The following is a 17,139-nucleotide window of genomic DNA, read 5'->3' on the forward strand; positions in this document are numbered from 1 at the left end:
CCCGAAGGCCCGGACCCGCGCCGGTGAAAATCCGCTGGTGCACATCATCCTCGCGTTCTGGGCCTTGTGGCACTGCCGCCATGCGCGCCCACCGGATACTTCGCTCCCGCATCACTGACCAGACCCGGCCCGCTGCTGGCCGATCGTTTCAGTTTGACCCCACGGTTGCCCGCGGCGGTCATGTGCGCCCATGAGCGAATCCGACATGCACTTTGCAAACCCCGAACACGCCCGCCAGTTCCTGGCCGACAACCCCGATATCGAGCTGATCGAACTGTTCATCCTCGACGCCAACGGTGTACCCCGCGGCAAGCTGCTGCACCGCGAGGAACTGCTGGCGGTGTACCAGACCGGTCGCCCGCTGCCCAGCACCATCATGGGCCTGACCCTCAACGGCGATGACGTCGAAAATTCAGGCCTGGTCTGGGATGTCGGCGACATCGACTGCCGCGCCTACCCGCTGGAGGGCAGCCTGGTACGCCTGCCGTGGCGGCGCGTGCCGACCGCCGCAGTGCAGGTCAGCATGCACCCCAGCGAGGGCCTGCCGGCCAGCATTGCCGACCCGCGCCATGTGCTGCTGCGCACCATCGATGCACTCAAGGCTGACGGCTACCACCCGGTGATGGCCTGCGAGCTTGAGTTCTACCTGCTCGACCAGAAGCGTGATGCCCAGGGCCGACCGCAGCCTGCCCTGGACAACGACGGCGGCCGCCCACGCAGCACCCAGGTGTATGGCCTGCGTGAGCTTGAGCAGATCGAGCCGTTTCTCGCTGACCTCTACGCCGCCTGCAAGGCCCAGGGCATTCCGGCCCGCACGGCGATCTCCGAGTATGCACCCGGCCAGGTGGAAATCACCCTTGAGCACGGCGATGCCCTGGCGGCGATGGACCAGGCCGTACGCTACAAGCGCCTGGTCAAAGGCGTGGCCAATGCCCATGGCATGCAGGCCTGCTTCATGGCCAAACCCTTCGCGCAACTGGCCGGCACCGGCATGCACATGCACCTGAGCCTGGCCGACAGCGCCGGCAACAACCTGTTCGCCAGCGAAGACAAGGCCGGTACGCCACTGCTGCGCCAAGCGGTGGCCGGCATGCTGCGCCACCTGCGTGATTCGCTGTTGTTGTTCTGCCCCAACGCCAACTCGTTCCGCCGCTTCCAGGCCAACAGCTACGCGCCACTTGCGCCGACCTGGGGGGTCGACAACCGCACGGTCAGCCTGCGGGTACCGGGCGGCCCGGCCAACAGCCGGCACGTGGAGCACCGCATCTGCGGCGCCGATGCCAACCCGTACCTGGCGGCAGCGGCAATCCTCGCCGCCAGCCACCGAGGTATTCGCGAACAGCTGGACCCTGGCGCCCCCGTTGAAGGCAACGGCTACGCCCAGGCCACCGAGCACCTGCCCACCGACTGGCTGACCGCCCTGGATGCACTGCAGCATTCGGACTGGGCGCGCGAAGCACTGGGCGCGGACTTCCTCGGCGTGTACCTGAAGGTCAAGCGCGCCGAGTACCGCCAGTTCATGGCCGAAGTCAGCGAGCAGGACTGGCGCTGGTACCTGCACCAGGCCTGAGCCCCATTCATAACAAGGAACACCCATGAACGCAGCACTGAACCAGGGGCCGGCCCAACGTGCGCCGTCCTATTACAACGCCACCCTGAATGACCATACGCAGTACCCGACCCTCAAGGGCACCGAGCAGGTAGACGTGGCGATCATCGGCGGTGGGTTCACCGGCGTGGCCACTGCCGTGGAGTTGGCCGAGCGCGGCCTTAAAGTGGCTATCGTCGAAACCAACCGCATCGGCTGGGGTGCCAGCGGGCGCAATGGCGGGCAGGTGACCGGCAGCTTGTCGGGCGACGAAGCCATGCGTACACAGATGCGCAACCGCCTGGGCGGCGAGGTGGATGATTTCATCTGGCACCTGCGCTGGCGCGGGCACCAGGTCATCGAGCAACGGGTGGCCCGCTACGGTATCGACTGTGACCTCAAGCGCGGCCACCTGCATGCGGCGATGAAACCGTCGCACCTGAACGAGCTGCGCGGGTTCGAGGCCCAAGCCCAGCGTCGCGGCATGGGCGACCAGGTGCAGATGCTCGACCGCAACGCCATGGCCCAGCACCTGCAAAGCCCGCTGTACCTGGGTGCATTGAAGAACCGACGCAACCTGCACCTGCACCCGCTCAACCTGTGCCTGGGCGAGGCGCGTGCCGCCCATAGCCTGGGGACATTGATCTTTGAAAACTCAGAGGTGCTGGACATCGTCCACGGCCCGCGCCCGGCAGTAGTGACGGCCCAGGGGCGGATCGAAGCCCGCCAGGTGATGCTGGCGGGCGATGTCTATCACAAGCTGGAACAGCGCAAGCTCAAGGGCAAGATCTTCCCGGCCATGGGCGGCATCGTCACCACCGCACCGCTGGGCGAGCTGGCCGAGCAGATCAACCCGCAGGACCTGGCGGTATACGACTGCCGTTTTGTCCTCGACTATTACCGCCTGACCGCCGACAAGCGCTTGCTGTTTGGCGGCGGCGCCAACTATTCCGGGCGCGACTCACGCGATATCGAAGCAGAGCTGCGCCCGTGCATCGAGCGCACCTTCCCGGCGCTCAAAGGGGTACCGATCGAGTTCCAGTGGAGCTGCGCCATGGGTATCGTGGTCAATCGCATCCCGCAACTGGGCAAGCTCTCGGACAATGTCTGGTACTGCCAGGGCTATTCCGGGCATGGCATTGCCACCAGCCACATCATGGGCGAGATCATGGCCGAAGCGTTGACCGGGACTCTGGAGAAGTTCGACACCTTTGCCCAGTGCAAGCATGTGCGGGTGCCAATGGGGGAACTGCTGGGGAATCCGCTGCTGGCGGCGGGGATGTGGTACTACCAGATGCTTGAGAAACTGCGCTGATTATACCGGTCCCTTCGCAGGTATGCCCGCGAAGGGGCCGGCAAAGCCAGCCCTGAATAAAGGATTAGGCGATCTTTTTGAGGCCCTGCTTCTTCAGCTCTTCGTCACGCAATTCACGGCGCAGGATCTTGCCCACGTTGGTGGTCGGCAACGTATCGCGGAACTCGATGTAGCGCGGCACTTTGTAACCGGTGACGTTGGCACGCATGTGCTCCATCACCTGCTCCTTGGTCACGGTCATGCCCGGCTTGACCACGATGAACATCTTGATCACTTCACCCGACTTCTCGTCCGGCACCCCAATGGCCGCGCACTGCAGCACACCGGGCAAGCCGGCGAGCACGTCTTCCAGCTCGTTGGGGTACACGTTGAAACCCGAGACCAGGATCATGTCCTTCTTGCGGTCGACGATGCGCATGTAACCGTCCGGCTGAATCAGCGCGATGTCACCGGTCTTGAGCCAGCCTTGGCTGTCGAGGATCTCGGCGGTGGCGTCCTCGCGCTGCCAGTAGCCCTTCATCACTTGCGGGCCCTTGATGCACAGTTCACCCACCTCGCCCAGCGGCAGTTCATTGCCACTGTCGTCGATGACCTTGCACAGCGTCGAGGGCACCGGGATACCGATGGTGCCGACCTGGTTGGCCTCGGACGGGTTGACCGCAGCCACCGGGCTGGTTTCGGTCATGCCGTAACCTTCGCAGATGGCGCAACCGGTCACGGCCTTCCAGCGCTCGGCCACGCTCAGTTGCAGCGCCATGCCGCCAGACAAGGTGATTTTCAGCGCCGAGAAGTCCAGGGTGCGGAACCCCTCGTTGTTGCACAGGGCGACGAACAAGGTGTTGAGGCCGACGAAGCCGCTGAATTTCCACTTGCCCAGCTCTTTGACCATCGCCGGCAAATCACGCGGGTTGCTGATGAGCACGTTGTGGTTGCCGATCAGCATCATCGCCATGCAATGGAAGGTGAAGGCGTAGATGTGGTAAAGCGGCAGCGGCGTGATCAGGATCTCGCAACCTTCATGCAGGTTCGAGCCCATCAGCGCCCGGCATTGCAGCATGTTGGCCACCAGGTTGCGGTGGCTCAGCATCGCGCCCTTGGCCACACCCGTGGTACCGCCAGTGTATTGCAGCACCGCAACGTCGCTGGCTTGCGGGTTGGCTTCGGTGACCGGCTGGCCCTTGCCCAGTGCCAGGGCGTCGTTGAAGCGCACGGCACGCGGCAGATTGTAGGCCGGCACCATCTTCTTCACGTACTTGATGACACTGTTGATCAGCAGGCGCTTGAGTGGCGGCAGCAGGTCGGCCACTTCGGTGACGATGACATGCTTGACCTGGGTCTTGGGCAGCACCTTTTCAGCCAGGTGGGCCATGTTGGCCAGGCACACCAGCGCCTTGGCGCCGGAGTCGTTGAACTGGTGCTCCAGCTCCCGCGCGGTGTACAGCGGGTTGGTGTTGACCACGATCAGCCCTGCACGCATGGCGCCGAATACCGCTACCGGGTACTGCAGGACATTGGGCAGTTGCACGGCAATGCGATCACCCGGTTTCAGGTCGGTGTGCTGCTGCAGCCAGGCGGCAAATGCCCCCGACAGCGCATACAGTTCGCCATAGGTGATAGTCTTGCCCAGGTTGCTAAAGGCCGGTTTGTCGGCAAAGCGTTGGCAGGATTGCTTGAGTACCGCCTGGATATTGGGGAATTCGTCAGGATTGATTTCCGCCGTAATCCCGGCTGGGTATTTATCCTTCCAAAAATGTTCGATCATGGAAGCCCACTCCTTCAGCAACAGCGAAGTTCGATTCACGCGTCGATGCGCTTATTATTGATATGTGATGACGGCTCATTGCAAACCGGATCATCTGAAAGCGGCCCGAGAGTAACAGCTTTGCCAGGGGTCGCCTAGAGGCCAAAACAGGCCTTATGGTCACAAAAATGACTCAATGAACAATACAGGTCATTTTTAGAGTAATTATCCAAAATGTCGCAAAACGGGCCGAAAGGCCCGCTCTAGAGGCGTATTTGCAGCCTTGTCAGGCAATATCACGCAGCTCGCGCCGCAGAATCTTGCCCACCGGTGTCATCGGCAGCGAGTCGCGCAGCACAATGTGCTTGGGCACCTTGTAACCGGTGAAGTTGGCCTTGCAGTAAGCCTTGAGCTCATCCACGCTGACCCCGCCCTCACGCGGCACCACGAACAGTTTCACCGCCTCGCCGGAGCGCTCGTCGGGTACGCCGATGGCGGCGCAACTGGCGACCTGCGGATGGGCCATGATCACGTCCTCGATCTCGTTGGGGTACACATTGAAGCCCGAGACGATGATCATGTCTTTCTTGCGGTCGACGATGCGGGTGAAACCATCGGGGTCGATCACCGCGATGTCGCCGGTCTTCAGCCAGCCTTGGGCGTCCAGGGTCTGCGCCGTGGCCTCGGGTTGTTGCCAGTAGCCCTTCATCACCTGCGGGCCCTTGATGCACAACTCGCCCCGCTCGCCCAGCGGCAGCTCGTTGCCCTCGTCGTCGATCACCTTGAACGCAGTGCCTGCCACCGGGATGCCTACCGTGCCCAGGCGCGCCAGCTGGCCATAGGGGTTGGTGCTGGCTACCGGCGAAGTCTCGGTCAGGCCGTAGCCTTCGACGATACGGCAGCCCGTGAGGCTCTCCCAGCGCTCGGCGGTGGCCTTGACCAGCGCTGTGCCGCCAGAGTTGGTGACCTTCAGCGCGGAAAAGTCCAGTTGCCTGAAGCCTGGGTGGTCCATCAGCGCGACGAACAAGGTATTGAGCCCCAGCAGGCCGGAAAAACGCCACTTGCCCAGCTCCTTGACGAAGCCGGCGATGTCGCGTGGGTTGGTAATCAGCACGTTGTGGTTGCCTGTGACCATCATGCACATGCAGTTCGCGGTAAACGCGTAGATGTGGTAAAGCGGCAGCGGCGCGATCATCACCTCCTGGCCTTCCTTGATCATCTTCTGCCCGTCTGGCCCGTGCTGCGAGAAACACGCCAGCACCTGGAGCATGTTGGCCACCAGGTTGGCGTGGGTGAGCATGGCGCCCTTGGCCAGGCCAGTGGTGCCACCGGTGTATTGCAACACGGCGATGTCGTCGAGGCTCAGCGGTACCGGTTTGTGGCTCAGCGAACGGCCCTCACGCAGCACCTGCTTGAACGACACCGCCTGGGGCAATTGATAGGCCGGCACCATCTTCTTCACTTTGTCGACCACGGTGTTGACCAGCCAGCCCTTGGCGGTGGGCAACAGGTCGCCCATCTTTGCTTCGATGAGGTATTCGATGCCGGTATCGGGCAGCACTTCCTGCACGCGCTTGCCGAACATGTTCAGGTACACCAGGGCACGGGCGCCGGAGTCCTTGAACTGGTGGCGCATTTCACGCTCGGTGTACAACGGGTTGGTGTTGACCACGATCAGGCCCGCACGCAACGCACCGAACACGGCGATCGGGTACTGCAGCACGTTGGGCATCTGCACGGCAATGCGATCGCCCGGGGCCAGGTCGGTATGTTGCTGCAGCCAGGCGGCGAAGGCTGCCGACTGGCGCTCCAGTGCCGCGTAGGTCAGGGTGACGCCGAGGTTGCTGAACGCCGGGCGGTCGGCAAAGCGCTTGCAGGAGCGTTCGAACACCTCGACCACAGAGGTATAGGCATGGATATCGATGGTGGAAGGCACGCCCGCCGGGCGCTTGTCATTCCAGAAGTCGGCTTGCATTTATTATTGTTCCTCTGCCTGGACCTGCTACCGGTAGCGGGTCATGTAATCCTTTGACCTGGTCGCCAATGGCAAACAGGCGTTGAACCGACGTTAGCAGGTAAGCCGAAGGCGGCATATACGCCAAGCTCCGCCATTAACATTGTGAATCTTATTTGTGCCCTTCCTGCAATCCAGCCGGTTGCGCATACACTGTGCGCGTACCCCTGCGCAAAGGACCGGCCATGCCCCACGACGCCTTCTGGCTACCCGCCAGCGAGCATTGCAGCCTCTATGTGCACCAATGGCTGCCGACAACCCCGGTGAAGGCCGTGGTGTTGCTGGCCCATGGCATGGCGGAGCACGCCGGGCGCTACCGGCGCCTGGGCCAGGCGTTGAGCGAGGCCGGCTTTGCGCTGTTCGCCGCCGACCAGCGCGGCCATGGCCGCACCGCCGAGCTGGGCAGCCTGGGCCTGTTCGCCCGCAATCATGGCTGGAATGCCGTGGTCAATGACCTGGGCTTGCTCGCCCAGCACATCGGTCAGCAGTACCCCGGCACACCGTTGTTTGTGTTTGGCCACAGTATGGGCAGCTACATCGCCCAGGCGTACCTGCTGCACCACAGCGCCAGCGTGCAGGGGGCGATCCTCAGCGGCTCCAACTTCCAGCCGGCGGCGTTGTACCGGGTGGCGCGGCTGATTGCCCGGCTGGAGGCGTGGCGCCAGGGGCCGCTGGGCAAGAGTGCGCTGATAGACTGGCTGTCGTTCGGCGCGTTCAACAAGGCCTTCAAGCCTAACCGCACGGCCTTCGACTGGCTTAGCCGCGACCCTGGCGAAGTGGACCTGTATGTGAATGACCCGCTGTGTGGCTTTCGCTGCAGCAACCAACTGTGGCTCGACTTGCTGCAAGGCTTGGCGCAGATCAGCCAGGCAAGTACCCTCGCGCAGATCGATCCGAACCTGCCAATGCTGGTGATTGGCGGCGAATGTGATCCGGTCAGTGCCGGCAAGCGTCTCACCCATCTGGCCGACGCGCTGCGCGCGACCGGCAACCGGCATGTACAGCTGCGCGTCTACCCACACGCGCGGCACGAAGTGCTCAACGAAACCAACCGTGACGAGGTCACCGCCGATATTCTCGGCTGGCTCGAACAGGCGCTGGCCCTTGGCCGCCCTGCGCGCAGTGAATGATAGGCACCCTCGCCCCACCGCTTAAGGAAGCCCCGATGTCCCAGGTCACCAACACGCCTTACGAAGCCCTTGAGGTCGGCCAGAAAGCCACCTATGAGAAGTCTGTGGAAGAACGCGACATCCAGCTGTTCGCCGCGATGTCCGGTGACCACAACCCGGTGCACCTGGATGCCGAGTTCGCGGCCAAGAGCATGTTCCGTGAGCGCATTGCCCATGGCATGTTCAGCGGCGCGCTGATAAGTGCCGCAGTGGCCTGCACCCTGCCTGGGCCTGGCACTATCTATCTGGGCCAGAAAATGAGCTTCCAGAAGCCGGTAAAAATCGGCGACACCCTGACCGTGCGCCTGGAAATCCTCGAGAAGCTGCCCAAGTTCAAGGTGCGCATCGCCACCAATGTGTACAACCAGAACGATGAGCTGGTCGTCGAAGGCGAGGCCGAAATCCTGGCGCCACGCAAGCAGCAGACCGTCGAGCTGGTATCGCCGCCGCATTTCGTGGCCAGCTGATTTCAGCACCTATTGCTTCGCGGAGGTTCGGGGCGCCGAACCACCGCGAAAGGGCCGCTAATACCCTTACCCCAATTCGCGTAGACGGCTTTCGATATGCCGTCGCTCCGGCGCCTGCCGGGTCAACGCCAGTGCCTGCTGCCAGGCCGCGCGGGCCTCTTCGACATGGCCCAGCTGAGCATGCAACTGCGCCCTTGCCGCATAGGCCAGGTGATAATCGCGCAACTCCCCCGCCGCCAGAATCGCTTCAACTTCCGCGAGCCCCACCTGCGGCCCGTCACGCTTGGCCAGCGCCACCGCCCGGTTCAGCGCCACCACCGCGGACGGCCAGTAGCGTTGCAACACATCGTACAGCCCGACGATTTCGTCCCAATCCGTCGCATCGGCCGTGGCCGCCTCGGCATGCACCGCAGCAATCGCCGCCTGCACGGTGTAGGCGCCATAGCCCTGGCTTCGCAGGGCGTGGCGCACCAGCGCACAGCCTTCTTCAATACACTCGCGGTCCCACAGGCTGCGATCTTGTTGCTCAAGCAGCACCAGATTGCCCTCGGCATCGGTACGCGCGCGCTGACGCGACGCCTGCAACAGCATCAACGCCAGCAAGCCAAACCCCTCCGGGTCGGGTAGTAGTTGCACGAGCAGGCGGCCAAGGCGAATCGCCTCGTCAGTCAGATCTTGCTGCAGCAGGGTGTCGCCGGACGATGCCGAGTACCCTTCATTGAACACCAGGTAGATCACCCGCAATACGCTCTCAAGGCGCTCGGGCAACTCAATGAGCGCCGGCACCTGATAGGGGATGCCGGCATCGCGGATCTTGGCCTTGGCCCGCACGATGCGCTGGGCAATGGTGGCCGGGCTTTGCAGAAACGCTCGGGCAATCTGCTCGGTGGTCAGGTCGCAGACCTCGCGCAGGGTCAGCGGCACCTGGGCGTCGGCGGCCAACGCCGGGTGGCAGCAGGTGAAGATCAGCCGCAAACGGTCGTCGCCGAGCAGTTCTTCGTCGCTGGGGTCTTGCGCCTGGCCTTCCAGCAGCATGATCATGTCCGCCTGTGAGCGGTCGAAGCGGGCGCGTCGGCGTAACGCATCGATGGCCTTGAAACGGCCGGTTGAAACCAGCCACGCCCGCGGGTTGTCGGGGATGCCATCGCGCTGCCAGCGCTCGACGGCAATGAAGAACGCATCGTGCATGGCCTCCTCGGCCAGGTCGAAATCCCCCAGCAGGCGGATCAAGGTTGCCAGGATGCGCCGGGAATCGCGGCGGTAGACTCCCTCGACCTCGGCGCGCACCTGCGCCAGCGTCACCATCAGTCCGGCATCCGCTGGGTCACCACCTCCACCAGGCGGTCCAGGCTTTCTCCCCAGCCCTGGTGAAACCCCATTTCTTCATGGGCACGGCTGTCGGCGGCGCTCCAGTGCCAGGCGCGGGCGGTGTATCGGGTTTTGCCGTGTTCCTCGTCGAAGGTCACCACGGCGGTCATGAAGGCTTTGTTTGAAGGCACCCAGCCTGCCCCGAAAGCGTCGGTGAACACCAACCGCCGGGGCGCGGCGATCTCCAGGAACACGCCCTGGGTTGGGTACTCGGTACCGTCCGGGGCGCGCATCAAGGTGCGGAACAGGCCACCGACCCACAGCTGCATTTCGCATTCGGGGGTGGTCATGCCATGTGGCCCCCACCATTGCATCAGCCACTGGGGCTCGGTCCAGGCGCGGAACACCTTGGCCGGTGGTGCGTCGATCAGGCGGCTGATGGACAACTCGTGCTGCGCTTGCGCAGGGTGTGCAAGGCTCATGCTGGTTGTTCTCCGTTATTGTCAGGGTTGCAGTTCGCGCACAGGCCGCACTTCCACACTGCCGACCCTGGCGGCGGGGATGCCCTTGGCGATGTTCAGCGCCTCGTTGAGGTCGCGGGCATCCACCAGATAGAAGCCGGCCAGTTGCTCCTTGGTCTCGGCGAACGGGCCATCGGTGAGGCTCATCTGCCCATTGCGCACACGCACCGTGGTGGCGGTCTGCACCGACTTCAGCGCCTCGGCCGCGAGCATGCGCCCGCCGCCCTGCAGGGATTCGGCGTACGCCATGCACTCGGCGTCTTCCGGGCTGTCGGGCAGGCTGTGCAGCAGCCCTTCGTCACAATAGACCAGGCACAGGTATTTCATGGTTGCCTCCAGGGCATTGGCACAGTGCGTTTGGCGATATCGGCTCAGGGCTTGAGATCGAACAGGGCTTTTTGGGTTTCCATGTCGAAGGGTGCCGACCAGTGTTCGTGGATCACCTGCCATTGCCCGCCTTGGCGGCGATAGCCGACCGTGACGCGCATGAAGCCACACTGGCTCTCGTCATCGGACGGGCCGCAGCGGTTCAGCCAATGGGCCAGGCCCAGGTCGCCGTCGGCGTACACGGTGAGTTCGGCCAGTTCGAAGACCATCGGGCCGGTGCAAAAGCCCATGCACATTTCCCAGTGGGCCTGGTAGGTGGCTTTGCCTTTGAATTGCAGTGCCTTGATGGCATCGAAGGCGACGATGTCGTCGGCATAGGGGGCGGTGATGGCCTGGATGTCGCGGTCTCGCACGGCTTGCATCCAGCGGTCGATCAGTTGGCGGATTTCGTTTTCGGCTGAGGTGCTCATCGGGGTACTCCGATCGTTTGAGGTTTTGGCACAGGTTTGGGCTGGGCCTTCAACTCTGGTCGAACGGGAACTGGGGGAATCGACAGGGGGTGAAATTATTTTTGTTGCCGGTAAGAGAGGGTTGGGCCGGCAGGTGCATGCCTGGAGATGTGTAGCGCCCATGAGATCGAGCGCCGCCCGCGCGGCGCATCGCGAGCGAAGCTCGCTCCTACATTTGTTTCCGGCCAGTGAAGCCTGTGACATTGGCGCGCGACCGCCTTGTTGGTCCGACGCGATATTGAGACGGGCACCAAGGGGCCGCGCGCCAATGCCTCAGGAATAACTGGCCCGAAACAAATGTAGGAGCGAGCTTCGCTCGCGATGCGCCGCGCGGGCGGCGCTCGATCTCATGGGCGCTGCACAACCTAAGGCATGCCCTCCTGCCTACACTGCCGAACTGGCGAGAATAAATTCCCGGTACCCCGAAACAATCACATAAACCGCGAAATAGCAGAAGATCGCCGCCGACAACAGGTACGACCAGGTCAGCAGCCGGTCGCCAAGCAAGCGCCCACCATGGCTGGCAATACCACACAGGCTCAGACACCAGACCAACCCAGCAGCAAAAAAGCCGCTAAGGAACAACCCCGCATCCAGCAAACTGCCACCGCCGGAGCGTGAAATCAGCACCCCACCGACAGCCGCAAACCACAAAATCGCGGTGGGTGACGACATGGCCAAAAAGATCCCACGCAGAAACTCACGCCAACCGGACTCCACCACCACGTCTGCCCGCGCCTCCATGTGGCCGCCGCGCCACGCGGCCAGCAGCATCTTCACCGCAAACCACACCAGCAGCGCCGAACCGCCCAGCCACAAGGTCCAGCGCACGCTTTCGAATTGCAACAGCACGGTCATCCCGGCCAGTGCGGCAACGGCATAGATCAAGTCACCCACGCAAGTCCCAAGCCCCAGCCAGAAACCTTTGAGAAAACCACGCTGCATGGCCAAGGTGATCATGGCGATGTTGGCGATGCCGATGTCCAGACACAGGGACAGGCTTAGGAGAAATCCATTGGAAAAAGGCATTGAGCACTCGATGACCGGCCAATTAAGCGCCGTAGAGCCTGCCACGAGTGATCACTCGATTGAAAGCGCAAATTCCCCATGACAGTGGGCGCGGTAGCCCCTGATGCCAATCAAGCTCAGTCGATGCCCGCCAGCACGCGCGCATACAGCGCCCGGTCCACATTCGCCCCGCTAAGCACCACGGCCACCCGCCTACCCACTTGTCGCTCGCGCTCCTGCATCAACGCCGCCAGCGCCGCAGCCCCTGCACCTTCGGCAGTATTGTGCGTGGCTTCGTGGTACACCCGCATGGCCTCGGCGACTTCACTGTCGGTGACCCGCACGATGCGCGCGGCATGCTCGCACACCAAGGCGAACGCCTCCGGGTGCGGCACGCGGCAGGCCATGCCATCGGCGAAGGTCTGGGCGGTGGCGGTGGTGACGATGCGGCCCAGCTCGAAGCTTTGCGCATAGGCATCGGCAGCGCTGGACACTACCCCCACGATCTCGGTCTTCAACCCCAGCAGGTTGCGTGCCTGGATCAGCCCGCAGATCCCCGACCCCATGCCGATCGGCACGTACACGCTGTCCAGGTCAGACACCGCCTCGAGCAGCTCCAGGGCATAGGTGGCCACGCCGCGCACCAGCTCCGGGTGAAACGACGGCACCATCGCGTACCCCAATTCATCAGCCAGCCGGGCAGCCTCTTCACGGGCCACATCAAAATCGACACCGTGCTCCACCAGTTCGGCGCCGAGGGCGCGCATGGCGGCGTTCTTTTCGGTGGAATTGCCTTCAGGCACCACAATCACCAAGGGGATGCCAGCCTGGCGGGCAGCCAGTGCCATGCTCTGGCCGTGATTGCCACGCGTCGCGGTAACCAGGCCGCGCGGCGGCTTGCCGCCCGCCAGCAGCGAGCGCACGTAGACCAACCCGCCACGCACCTTGAATGCACCGGTGGGCGCGTGGTTCTCGTGCTTTACCCACACCTGGCAGCCCAGCCGTTCGGCCAGCAAAGGCCAGGCGTGCTGCGGTGTTGCAGGCACGTGCTGGTGAACGAAATCGGCGGCTTCGCGCAGGGCATTCAGGTCGAACATGGCGATCATCCCTCTTCGGTAGGTGGTTGATCCGATCCTAAGCCCCGGGCATTGTATGGGTACAATCTTATATTGCATGGGTAGCAATTTCGTGTGGATCCCAACACTCGTAAACGATGACCGGCCCCGCTACCTGGCATTGGTCGATGCGATCGCCGACGCGATTGAGCGCGGCGAGCTCAAGGTCGGTGACCGCCTGCCACCGCAACGGCGCCTGGCCTGGAAGCTCGACCTGAACCCCAGCACCACCCAGCAGGCCTACCGGGAAGCTGCCGCCCGCCACCTGGTGGCCGGCGAAGTCGGCCGCGGCACCTACGTGCTGGCAGGCAGCAAGGAAGCGACCCTGTTTCGCCTCAAACACCAAGACGGGCCAAAGCCGCTGATCGACCTGTCGACCAACGTACCGGTGGCCGACCCGCACAATCAGGACCTGCAGCGCAGCCTGCACAGCGTGCTGGAGCAGCGCGACAGCAGCCTGCTGGATCACTACCTGGGCCCCGAGCAACTGCTGCGCGGCCGTATTCAGGGCGCGCACTGGCTGGCCAAGCGTGGCTTGGCGTTGGCCCCGGACGAGTTGCTGCTCAGTGGCGGCGCTCAGCAAGCACTGACCCTGGTGCTGCAGTCGTTCTGCCAGGCCGGTGAACCGGTCATGCTCGAAGCCTTGACCGCACCTGGCATCAAGGCAGCCTGCCGACAGCTACGCCTGCCCGTGCATGGCGTGGCACTGGACAGCCAAGGCCTGCGGCCCGACGACCTTGACCGTGTCACCCGCGCCAGCGGTGCCCGCGTACTGGTCACCACACCGACCCTGCACAACCCCACGGGCGCCTGCATGGATGACGCCCGCCGCGAAGCGCTCGCGGCGGTCGTCAAACGCCTGGGGCTGCTGGTGATCGAGGATGACGTGTATGGCGCACTCAGCGACCGACCGCCGCTGTACCCACTGCTGGGCGAGCAAGGGGTGCTCATCAGCAGCTTGTCCAAGACGGTGGCAGCAGGTTTGCGTGTAGGGTGGATCGCGGCCAACCCACAGCTGCTTGCACACATCGACCCGCACGCCCAGGCGAGTCACTGGCCGGTGTCGCCACTGAACCTGCATATCGCCTGCCAGTGGATAGAAGATGGCACCGCAGCGCTACGCCTGGCCTGGCAACGTGCTGAAATTACCGAGCGCTGGCGCCTGGCGCGAAAGCTGCTGGGCGATGGGTTGCACAACACAGGCCAGCCTTCGCCGCACGCGTGGCTGGCCACTCCGCAAGGTGCAGAGGGGGTGGTCAAGCAGTGTCGCGAACGGGGCGTGGAGGTTGTCCCGGCCAGTGTGTTCGCCATTGGCGCCAGCGAGGTGCAGGCCGTGCGTATCAGCCTGTCGGCGGCCGCCAGCCGGGCTGAACTGAAACAAGGGCTGGAGGTGGTGCGGCAGGTGCTTTCCAGTGAATGAACCGGGCCAGCCACTGCACCGGGAGAAGCCTGCAACCTCTTCGCGTCGGCGCGGCGCGAAGAGGCCGCTGACCTTGAACGATCAACCCTGCTGGCAACCCTCGCCCATGGCGCGGTACTGAATGGTGTGCACCTGGCCCTGGTGGTCTTCATAGGTCATGGTTGCAGGTACCACTTCGCAAACATTGGGGATGGTCGACAGGTTGATGACCCGTTTGATATCCAGGTTCATGGAGTAGTCGTACTGCTGGGCCACAGGCTGGTTGGAGACAGGTTGGACCTCATCGGCGAGGGCGAACGAGGACATACCGACCAATGCAAGAATCAGTAATGGTTTCATGTGGGAGTGCCTATAAAGCAATCAAGCTGATCGATTGACTTCTAATGCCGTCATTGGCGCGGAGAAGTTGTCATCGACTGCAAAGATGACACGAAGTACCGATCCCGCTTCGTCGTACTGCTGGTGGGATGAGTAAAAGTCTACTCCCGGTTGGCAATAGTTGAACCCCGAAGTCGGATATTCACCCTTGCCGGATTTGCAACAATCTGCGACATAATGGGCTGGATATAGTGGCGTAGAGCCGTTGGTTGGTCTCTGCCCGACCCGGCCGATTCAACAAGGGAAATGCGCGATTTCTGATTACCTGTGTTGCTCAAGGCTGCTCGACCCTGAACGACGCCTGCTCGATCACTTCTACCGCCAGCAAGGCTCGCGCATGCGCTCGGCCAGTGACGGCGAACTGTGGGTGGCGCGTGCCAGCTGCATCATTGCAGGGCTGAACTTGACCCCGGTGGGCGATGGCTACTGGCTTACCGGGCTGTTCGTCGACCCGCAACAGCGCAGCCAGGGTGTGGCTGGGCGGCTGGTCGAAGCCGCGCTGGCTCAGGCCGTTGGGCCGACCTGGCTGTTCTGCCACCCCGACCTGGTGCCCTTCTACCAGCGCCTTGGCTTCGACACGGCAACCGCGCTGCCAGAACCCCTGGCTGCCCGCCTGCAGCGCTACCAGCGCAGCAAGCCGCTGGTGGCCCTGCAGCGTGGTCAGTCGTCGCTGGCGTCCAACCCGGGGAACAGCACCTCGGTGTAACCGAATTTGGCGAAGTCCTGGATGCGCGAGGGGTAAAGCCGGCCGATCAGGTGGTCGCACTCGTGCTGCACCACCCGCGCATGGAAGCCATCGGCAAAACGGTTGATCGGGTTGCCTTGCGGGTCGAGCCCTTCATAGCGAATGTGCTTGTAGCGCGGCACCACGCCGCGCAAACCGGGTACCGACAGGCAACCCTCCCAACCGTCCTCGACCTCGGTGGTCATCGGCGTGATCAACGGGTTGATCAGGATGGTCTGCGGCACCGCTTCGGCATCGGGGTAACGCTCACTGCGTTCGAAGCCGAAAATCACCAGTTGCAGGTCGATGCCAATCTGCGGCGCGGCCAGGCCCACACCCCCGACATGGCGCATGGTCTCGAACATGTCGTCGATCAACTGCTGCAATTCGGCGCTGCCGATCAGGTGTTCGGGCACGGGCGGGGCGATGCGCAGCAGGCGTTCGTCGCCCATCTTGAGAATGTCACGGATCATCTGGGGTTCGGCTCGGAAGGTTGATGCTGGCTCGGTTGCGGGTGTTCGTGGCCCAGCACGGTCAGGGTTTCCTGGGATTTTTCACCGTCGAAATCCTTCTCGCCAGGGTTCTTGCCCTCGGCCGACATGTGCTCGATCACCGCGTTCATTTCCGCGCCGAGCAACAGCACGGCGGCGGAAATATAGAAATACAGCAACAGCACGATGATTGCACCGATGCTGCCGTACATGGCGTTGTAATCGGCAAAGGTTTTGACGTAGTAGGCAAACCCCAGGGAGGCGACGATCCACACCACCACTGCCAGCACCGAGCCGGGGGTGATGAAGCGAAATTTCTGCTTCACATCCGGCATCACGTAGTAGATCAAGGCCACCGCTACCATCATCAGAATGATGATCGCCGGCCAGCGCAGGATGGTCCAGACCGTGACGATGACCTCCTGCATGCCGACCTGCGCGGCAATCCATTCCATCACCTGCGGCCCCAGCACCATCAGCGCTGCCGCAGCCAGCAGCATGCCGGCGATACCCACGGTGTAGAAGATGGACAGCGGTATGCGCTTCCACACCGGGCGGCCTTCCGGCACATCGTAGGCGGCGTTCATGGCGCTCATCATCAAGCGCACACCCGCCGAGGCGGTCCACAGGGCAATCACGATACCCACCGACAACAGCCCGCCCTTGGACTGTTGCAACTGGTCGATCACCGGGTTCACCTGCTCCAGCGCCTGGGGCGGCAGCACCAGTTCCGATTGCAGGCGCAACCAGGAGAAGAAGTCTGGCAAATGCAGGAAACCGATCAGGGCAATCAGGAACAACAGGAAGGGGAACAGCGAAAACAGCATCTGGTAAGCCAGCGCGGACGCATAGGTGGACATCTCGTCGTCAAGGAACTCCTTGACGGTGCGCACCAGCACGCGGTGCAAGGGCAGGCCCTGCAGGGCGGAAAATATCATAGCGTCTCCTTTCGCCGCTCGATCGATACAACAGGCAAGTCTAATAGACCACGCCGTTGCCGTGCTGCTCCCGAGGGTTATAAAGAAAATGCCTACGTAACTGGGC

General features: G+C 63.0%; 17 protein-coding genes. 6 read left to right on the forward strand and 11 right to left on the reverse strand.

The window, feature by feature from the left end; translation table 11 throughout:
- The first annotated feature begins 205 nt into the window (after positions 1–205).
- Entirely contained in the window at positions 206–1,570 is a 1,365-nt protein-coding gene (locus NP534_RS12385; RefSeq protein WP_274098888.1) for a glutamine synthetase family protein, read from the forward strand.
- A 25-nt stretch (positions 1,571–1,595) separates the two neighbouring features.
- Positions 1,596–2,903: an NAD(P)/FAD-dependent oxidoreductase gene (locus NP534_RS12390; protein ID WP_274098879.1), complete on the forward strand. Its 1,308-nt coding sequence runs from the start codon at positions 1,596–1,598 to the stop codon at positions 2,901–2,903.
- Positions 2,904–2,967: 64 nt separating this feature from the next.
- On the opposite strand, the gene fadD1 is transcribed toward NP534_RS12390, so the two are convergent.
- Together fadD1 and fadD2 are read right to left on the reverse strand one after the other, a co-directional pair.
- On the reverse strand, positions 2,968–4,665 hold the full coding sequence (gene fadD1, locus NP534_RS12395; protein ID WP_274098880.1) for a long-chain-fatty-acid--CoA ligase FadD1: 1,698 nt from the start codon (positions 4,663–4,665) through the stop codon (positions 2,968–2,970).
- Between the two features lie 265 nt (positions 4,666–4,930).
- Positions 4,931–6,619, reverse strand: coding sequence for a long-chain-fatty-acid--CoA ligase FadD2 (fadD2, locus tag NP534_RS12400; RefSeq protein ID WP_274098881.1), 1,689 nt, complete (start codon positions 6,617–6,619; stop codon positions 4,931–4,933).
- Between the two features lie 224 nt (positions 6,620–6,843).
- Here fadD2 and NP534_RS12405 point away from each other — a divergent pair, with 224 nt between their 5' ends.
- The gene (locus NP534_RS12405) at positions 6,844–7,788 is read left to right on the forward strand and encodes an alpha/beta hydrolase (protein WP_274098882.1); all 945 of its coding nucleotides are present in this window, start codon (positions 6,844–6,846) and stop codon (positions 7,786–7,788) included.
- A gap of 35 nt (positions 7,789–7,823) precedes the next feature.
- Positions 7,824–8,294 carry a MaoC family dehydratase gene (locus tag NP534_RS12410; protein WP_033699686.1) on the forward strand — a complete coding sequence of 157 codons (471 nt, stop codon included), beginning with the start codon at positions 7,824–7,826 and terminating at the stop codon, positions 8,292–8,294.
- A 66-nt stretch (positions 8,295–8,360) separates the two neighbouring features.
- On the opposite strand, the gene NP534_RS12415 is transcribed toward NP534_RS12410, so the two are convergent.
- The 6 genes from NP534_RS12415 to NP534_RS12440 form a co-directional block, all read right to left on the reverse strand.
- Positions 8,361–9,599, reverse strand: coding sequence for an RNA polymerase sigma factor (locus tag NP534_RS12415; protein ID WP_274098883.1), 1,239 nt, complete (start codon positions 9,597–9,599; stop codon positions 8,361–8,363).
- The gene (locus NP534_RS12420) at positions 9,599–10,084 is read right to left on the reverse strand and encodes an SRPBCC family protein (RefSeq protein ID WP_274098884.1); all 486 of its coding nucleotides are present in this window, start codon (positions 10,082–10,084) and stop codon (positions 9,599–9,601) included. The genes NP534_RS12415 and NP534_RS12420 overlap by 1 nt, the downstream gene beginning before the upstream one ends.
- A gap of 21 nt (positions 10,085–10,105) precedes the next feature.
- Complete coding sequence (locus tag NP534_RS12425) at positions 10,106–10,450, reverse strand: YciI family protein (protein ID WP_033699692.1); 345 nt, start codon at positions 10,448–10,450, stop codon at positions 10,106–10,108.
- 44 nt (positions 10,451–10,494) lie between these two features.
- Positions 10,495–10,920, reverse strand: coding sequence for a YybH family protein (locus NP534_RS12430; protein WP_047583801.1), 426 nt, complete (start codon positions 10,918–10,920; stop codon positions 10,495–10,497).
- Between the two features lie 423 nt (positions 10,921–11,343).
- The gene (locus NP534_RS12435; RefSeq protein WP_033699695.1) at positions 11,344–11,988 is read right to left on the reverse strand and encodes a LysE family translocator; all 645 of its coding nucleotides are present in this window, start codon (positions 11,986–11,988) and stop codon (positions 11,344–11,346) included.
- Positions 11,989–12,104: 116 nt separating this feature from the next.
- Positions 12,105–13,064: a threonine dehydratase gene (locus tag NP534_RS12440; RefSeq protein ID WP_274098885.1), complete on the reverse strand. Its 960-nt coding sequence runs from the start codon at positions 13,062–13,064 to the stop codon at positions 12,105–12,107.
- 76 nt (positions 13,065–13,140) lie between these two features.
- Here NP534_RS12440 and NP534_RS12445 point away from each other — a divergent pair, with 76 nt between their 5' ends.
- A complete protein-coding gene (locus NP534_RS12445; RefSeq protein WP_274098886.1) occupies positions 13,141–14,502 on the forward strand; it encodes an aminotransferase-like domain-containing protein in 1,362 nt (453 codons plus the stop codon).
- Between the two features lie 81 nt (positions 14,503–14,583).
- Here NP534_RS12445 and NP534_RS12450 read toward each other — a convergent pair whose 3' ends face one another.
- Positions 14,584–14,841 carry a DUF2790 domain-containing protein gene (locus tag NP534_RS12450; protein WP_033699696.1) on the reverse strand — a complete coding sequence of 86 codons (258 nt, stop codon included), beginning with the start codon at positions 14,839–14,841 and terminating at the stop codon, positions 14,584–14,586.
- 376 nt (positions 14,842–15,217) lie between these two features.
- Between NP534_RS12450 and NP534_RS12455 the strand changes: the two genes are divergently transcribed.
- Positions 15,218–15,586, forward strand: coding sequence for a GNAT family N-acetyltransferase (locus NP534_RS12455; protein ID WP_337994318.1), 369 nt, complete (start codon positions 15,218–15,220; stop codon positions 15,584–15,586).
- On the opposite strand, the gene def is transcribed toward NP534_RS12455, so the two are convergent.
- Together def and NP534_RS12465 are read right to left on the reverse strand one after the other, a co-directional pair.
- Positions 15,541–16,077, reverse strand: coding sequence for a peptide deformylase (gene def / locus NP534_RS12460; protein WP_274098887.1), 537 nt, complete (start codon positions 16,075–16,077; stop codon positions 15,541–15,543). The genes NP534_RS12455 and def overlap by 46 nt on opposite strands.
- On the reverse strand, positions 16,074–17,033 hold the full coding sequence (locus NP534_RS12465) for a YihY/virulence factor BrkB family protein (RefSeq protein ID WP_186658118.1): 960 nt from the start codon (positions 17,031–17,033) through the stop codon (positions 16,074–16,076). The genes def and NP534_RS12465 overlap by 4 nt, the downstream gene beginning before the upstream one ends.
- Between the last annotated feature and the right edge of the window lie 106 nt (positions 17,034–17,139).

The sequence above is a fragment of the Pseudomonas sp. 39004 genome (assembly GCF_028682155.1).
GTDB classification, from domain to species: Bacteria; Pseudomonadota; Gammaproteobacteria; order Pseudomonadales; family Pseudomonadaceae; genus Aquipseudomonas; species Aquipseudomonas capeferrum.

What these genes read in the sequence shown, in the direction of transcription:
- NP534_RS12410 (WP_033699686.1), top strand. Translation starts at nt 7,824, where the DNA reads ATGTCCCAGGTCACCAACACGCCTTACGAAGCCCTTGAGGTCGGCCAG.
- fadD2 (WP_274098881.1), bottom strand. Translation starts at nt 6,619, where the DNA reads ATGCAAGCCGACTTCTGGAATGACAAGCGCCCGGCGGGCGTGCCTTCC.
- NP534_RS12435 (WP_033699695.1), bottom strand. Translation starts at nt 11,988, where the DNA reads ATGCCTTTTTCCAATGGATTTCTCCTAAGCCTGTCCCTGTGTCTGGAC.
- NP534_RS12420 (WP_274098884.1), bottom strand. Translation starts at nt 10,084, where the DNA reads ATGAGCCTTGCACACCCTGCGCAAGCGCAGCACGAGTTGTCCATCAGC.
- NP534_RS12440 (WP_274098885.1), bottom strand. Translation starts at nt 13,064, where the DNA reads ATGTTCGACCTGAATGCCCTGCGCGAAGCCGCCGATTTCGTTCACCAG.
- fadD1 (WP_274098880.1), bottom strand. Translation starts at nt 4,665, where the DNA reads ATGATCGAACATTTTTGGAAGGATAAATACCCAGCCGGGATTACGGCG.
- NP534_RS12445 (WP_274098886.1), top strand. Translation starts at nt 13,141, where the DNA reads ATGGGTAGCAATTTCGTGTGGATCCCAACACTCGTAAACGATGACCGG.
- NP534_RS12405 (WP_274098882.1), top strand. Translation starts at nt 6,844, where the DNA reads ATGCCCCACGACGCCTTCTGGCTACCCGCCAGCGAGCATTGCAGCCTC.
- NP534_RS12425 (WP_033699692.1), bottom strand. Translation starts at nt 10,450, where the DNA reads ATGAAATACCTGTGCCTGGTCTATTGTGACGAAGGGCTGCTGCACAGC.
- NP534_RS12450 (WP_033699696.1), bottom strand. Translation starts at nt 14,841, where the DNA reads ATGAAACCATTACTGATTCTTGCATTGGTCGGTATGTCCTCGTTCGCC.
- NP534_RS12430 (WP_047583801.1), bottom strand. Translation starts at nt 10,920, where the DNA reads ATGAGCACCTCAGCCGAAAACGAAATCCGCCAACTGATCGACCGCTGG.
- NP534_RS12390 (WP_274098879.1), top strand. Translation starts at nt 1,596, where the DNA reads ATGAACGCAGCACTGAACCAGGGGCCGGCCCAACGTGCGCCGTCCTAT.
- NP534_RS12465 (WP_186658118.1), bottom strand. Translation starts at nt 17,033, where the DNA reads ATGATATTTTCCGCCCTGCAGGGCCTGCCCTTGCACCGCGTGCTGGTG.
- def (WP_274098887.1), bottom strand. Translation starts at nt 16,077, where the DNA reads ATGATCCGTGACATTCTCAAGATGGGCGACGAACGCCTGCTGCGCATC.
- NP534_RS12455 (WP_337994318.1), top strand. Translation starts at nt 15,218, where the DNA reads ATGCGCTCGGCCAGTGACGGCGAACTGTGGGTGGCGCGTGCCAGCTGC.
- NP534_RS12415 (WP_274098883.1), bottom strand. Translation starts at nt 9,599, where the DNA reads ATGGTGACGCTGGCGCAGGTGCGCGCCGAGGTCGAGGGAGTCTACCGC.
- NP534_RS12385 (WP_274098888.1), top strand. Translation starts at nt 206, where the DNA reads ATGCACTTTGCAAACCCCGAACACGCCCGCCAGTTCCTGGCCGACAAC.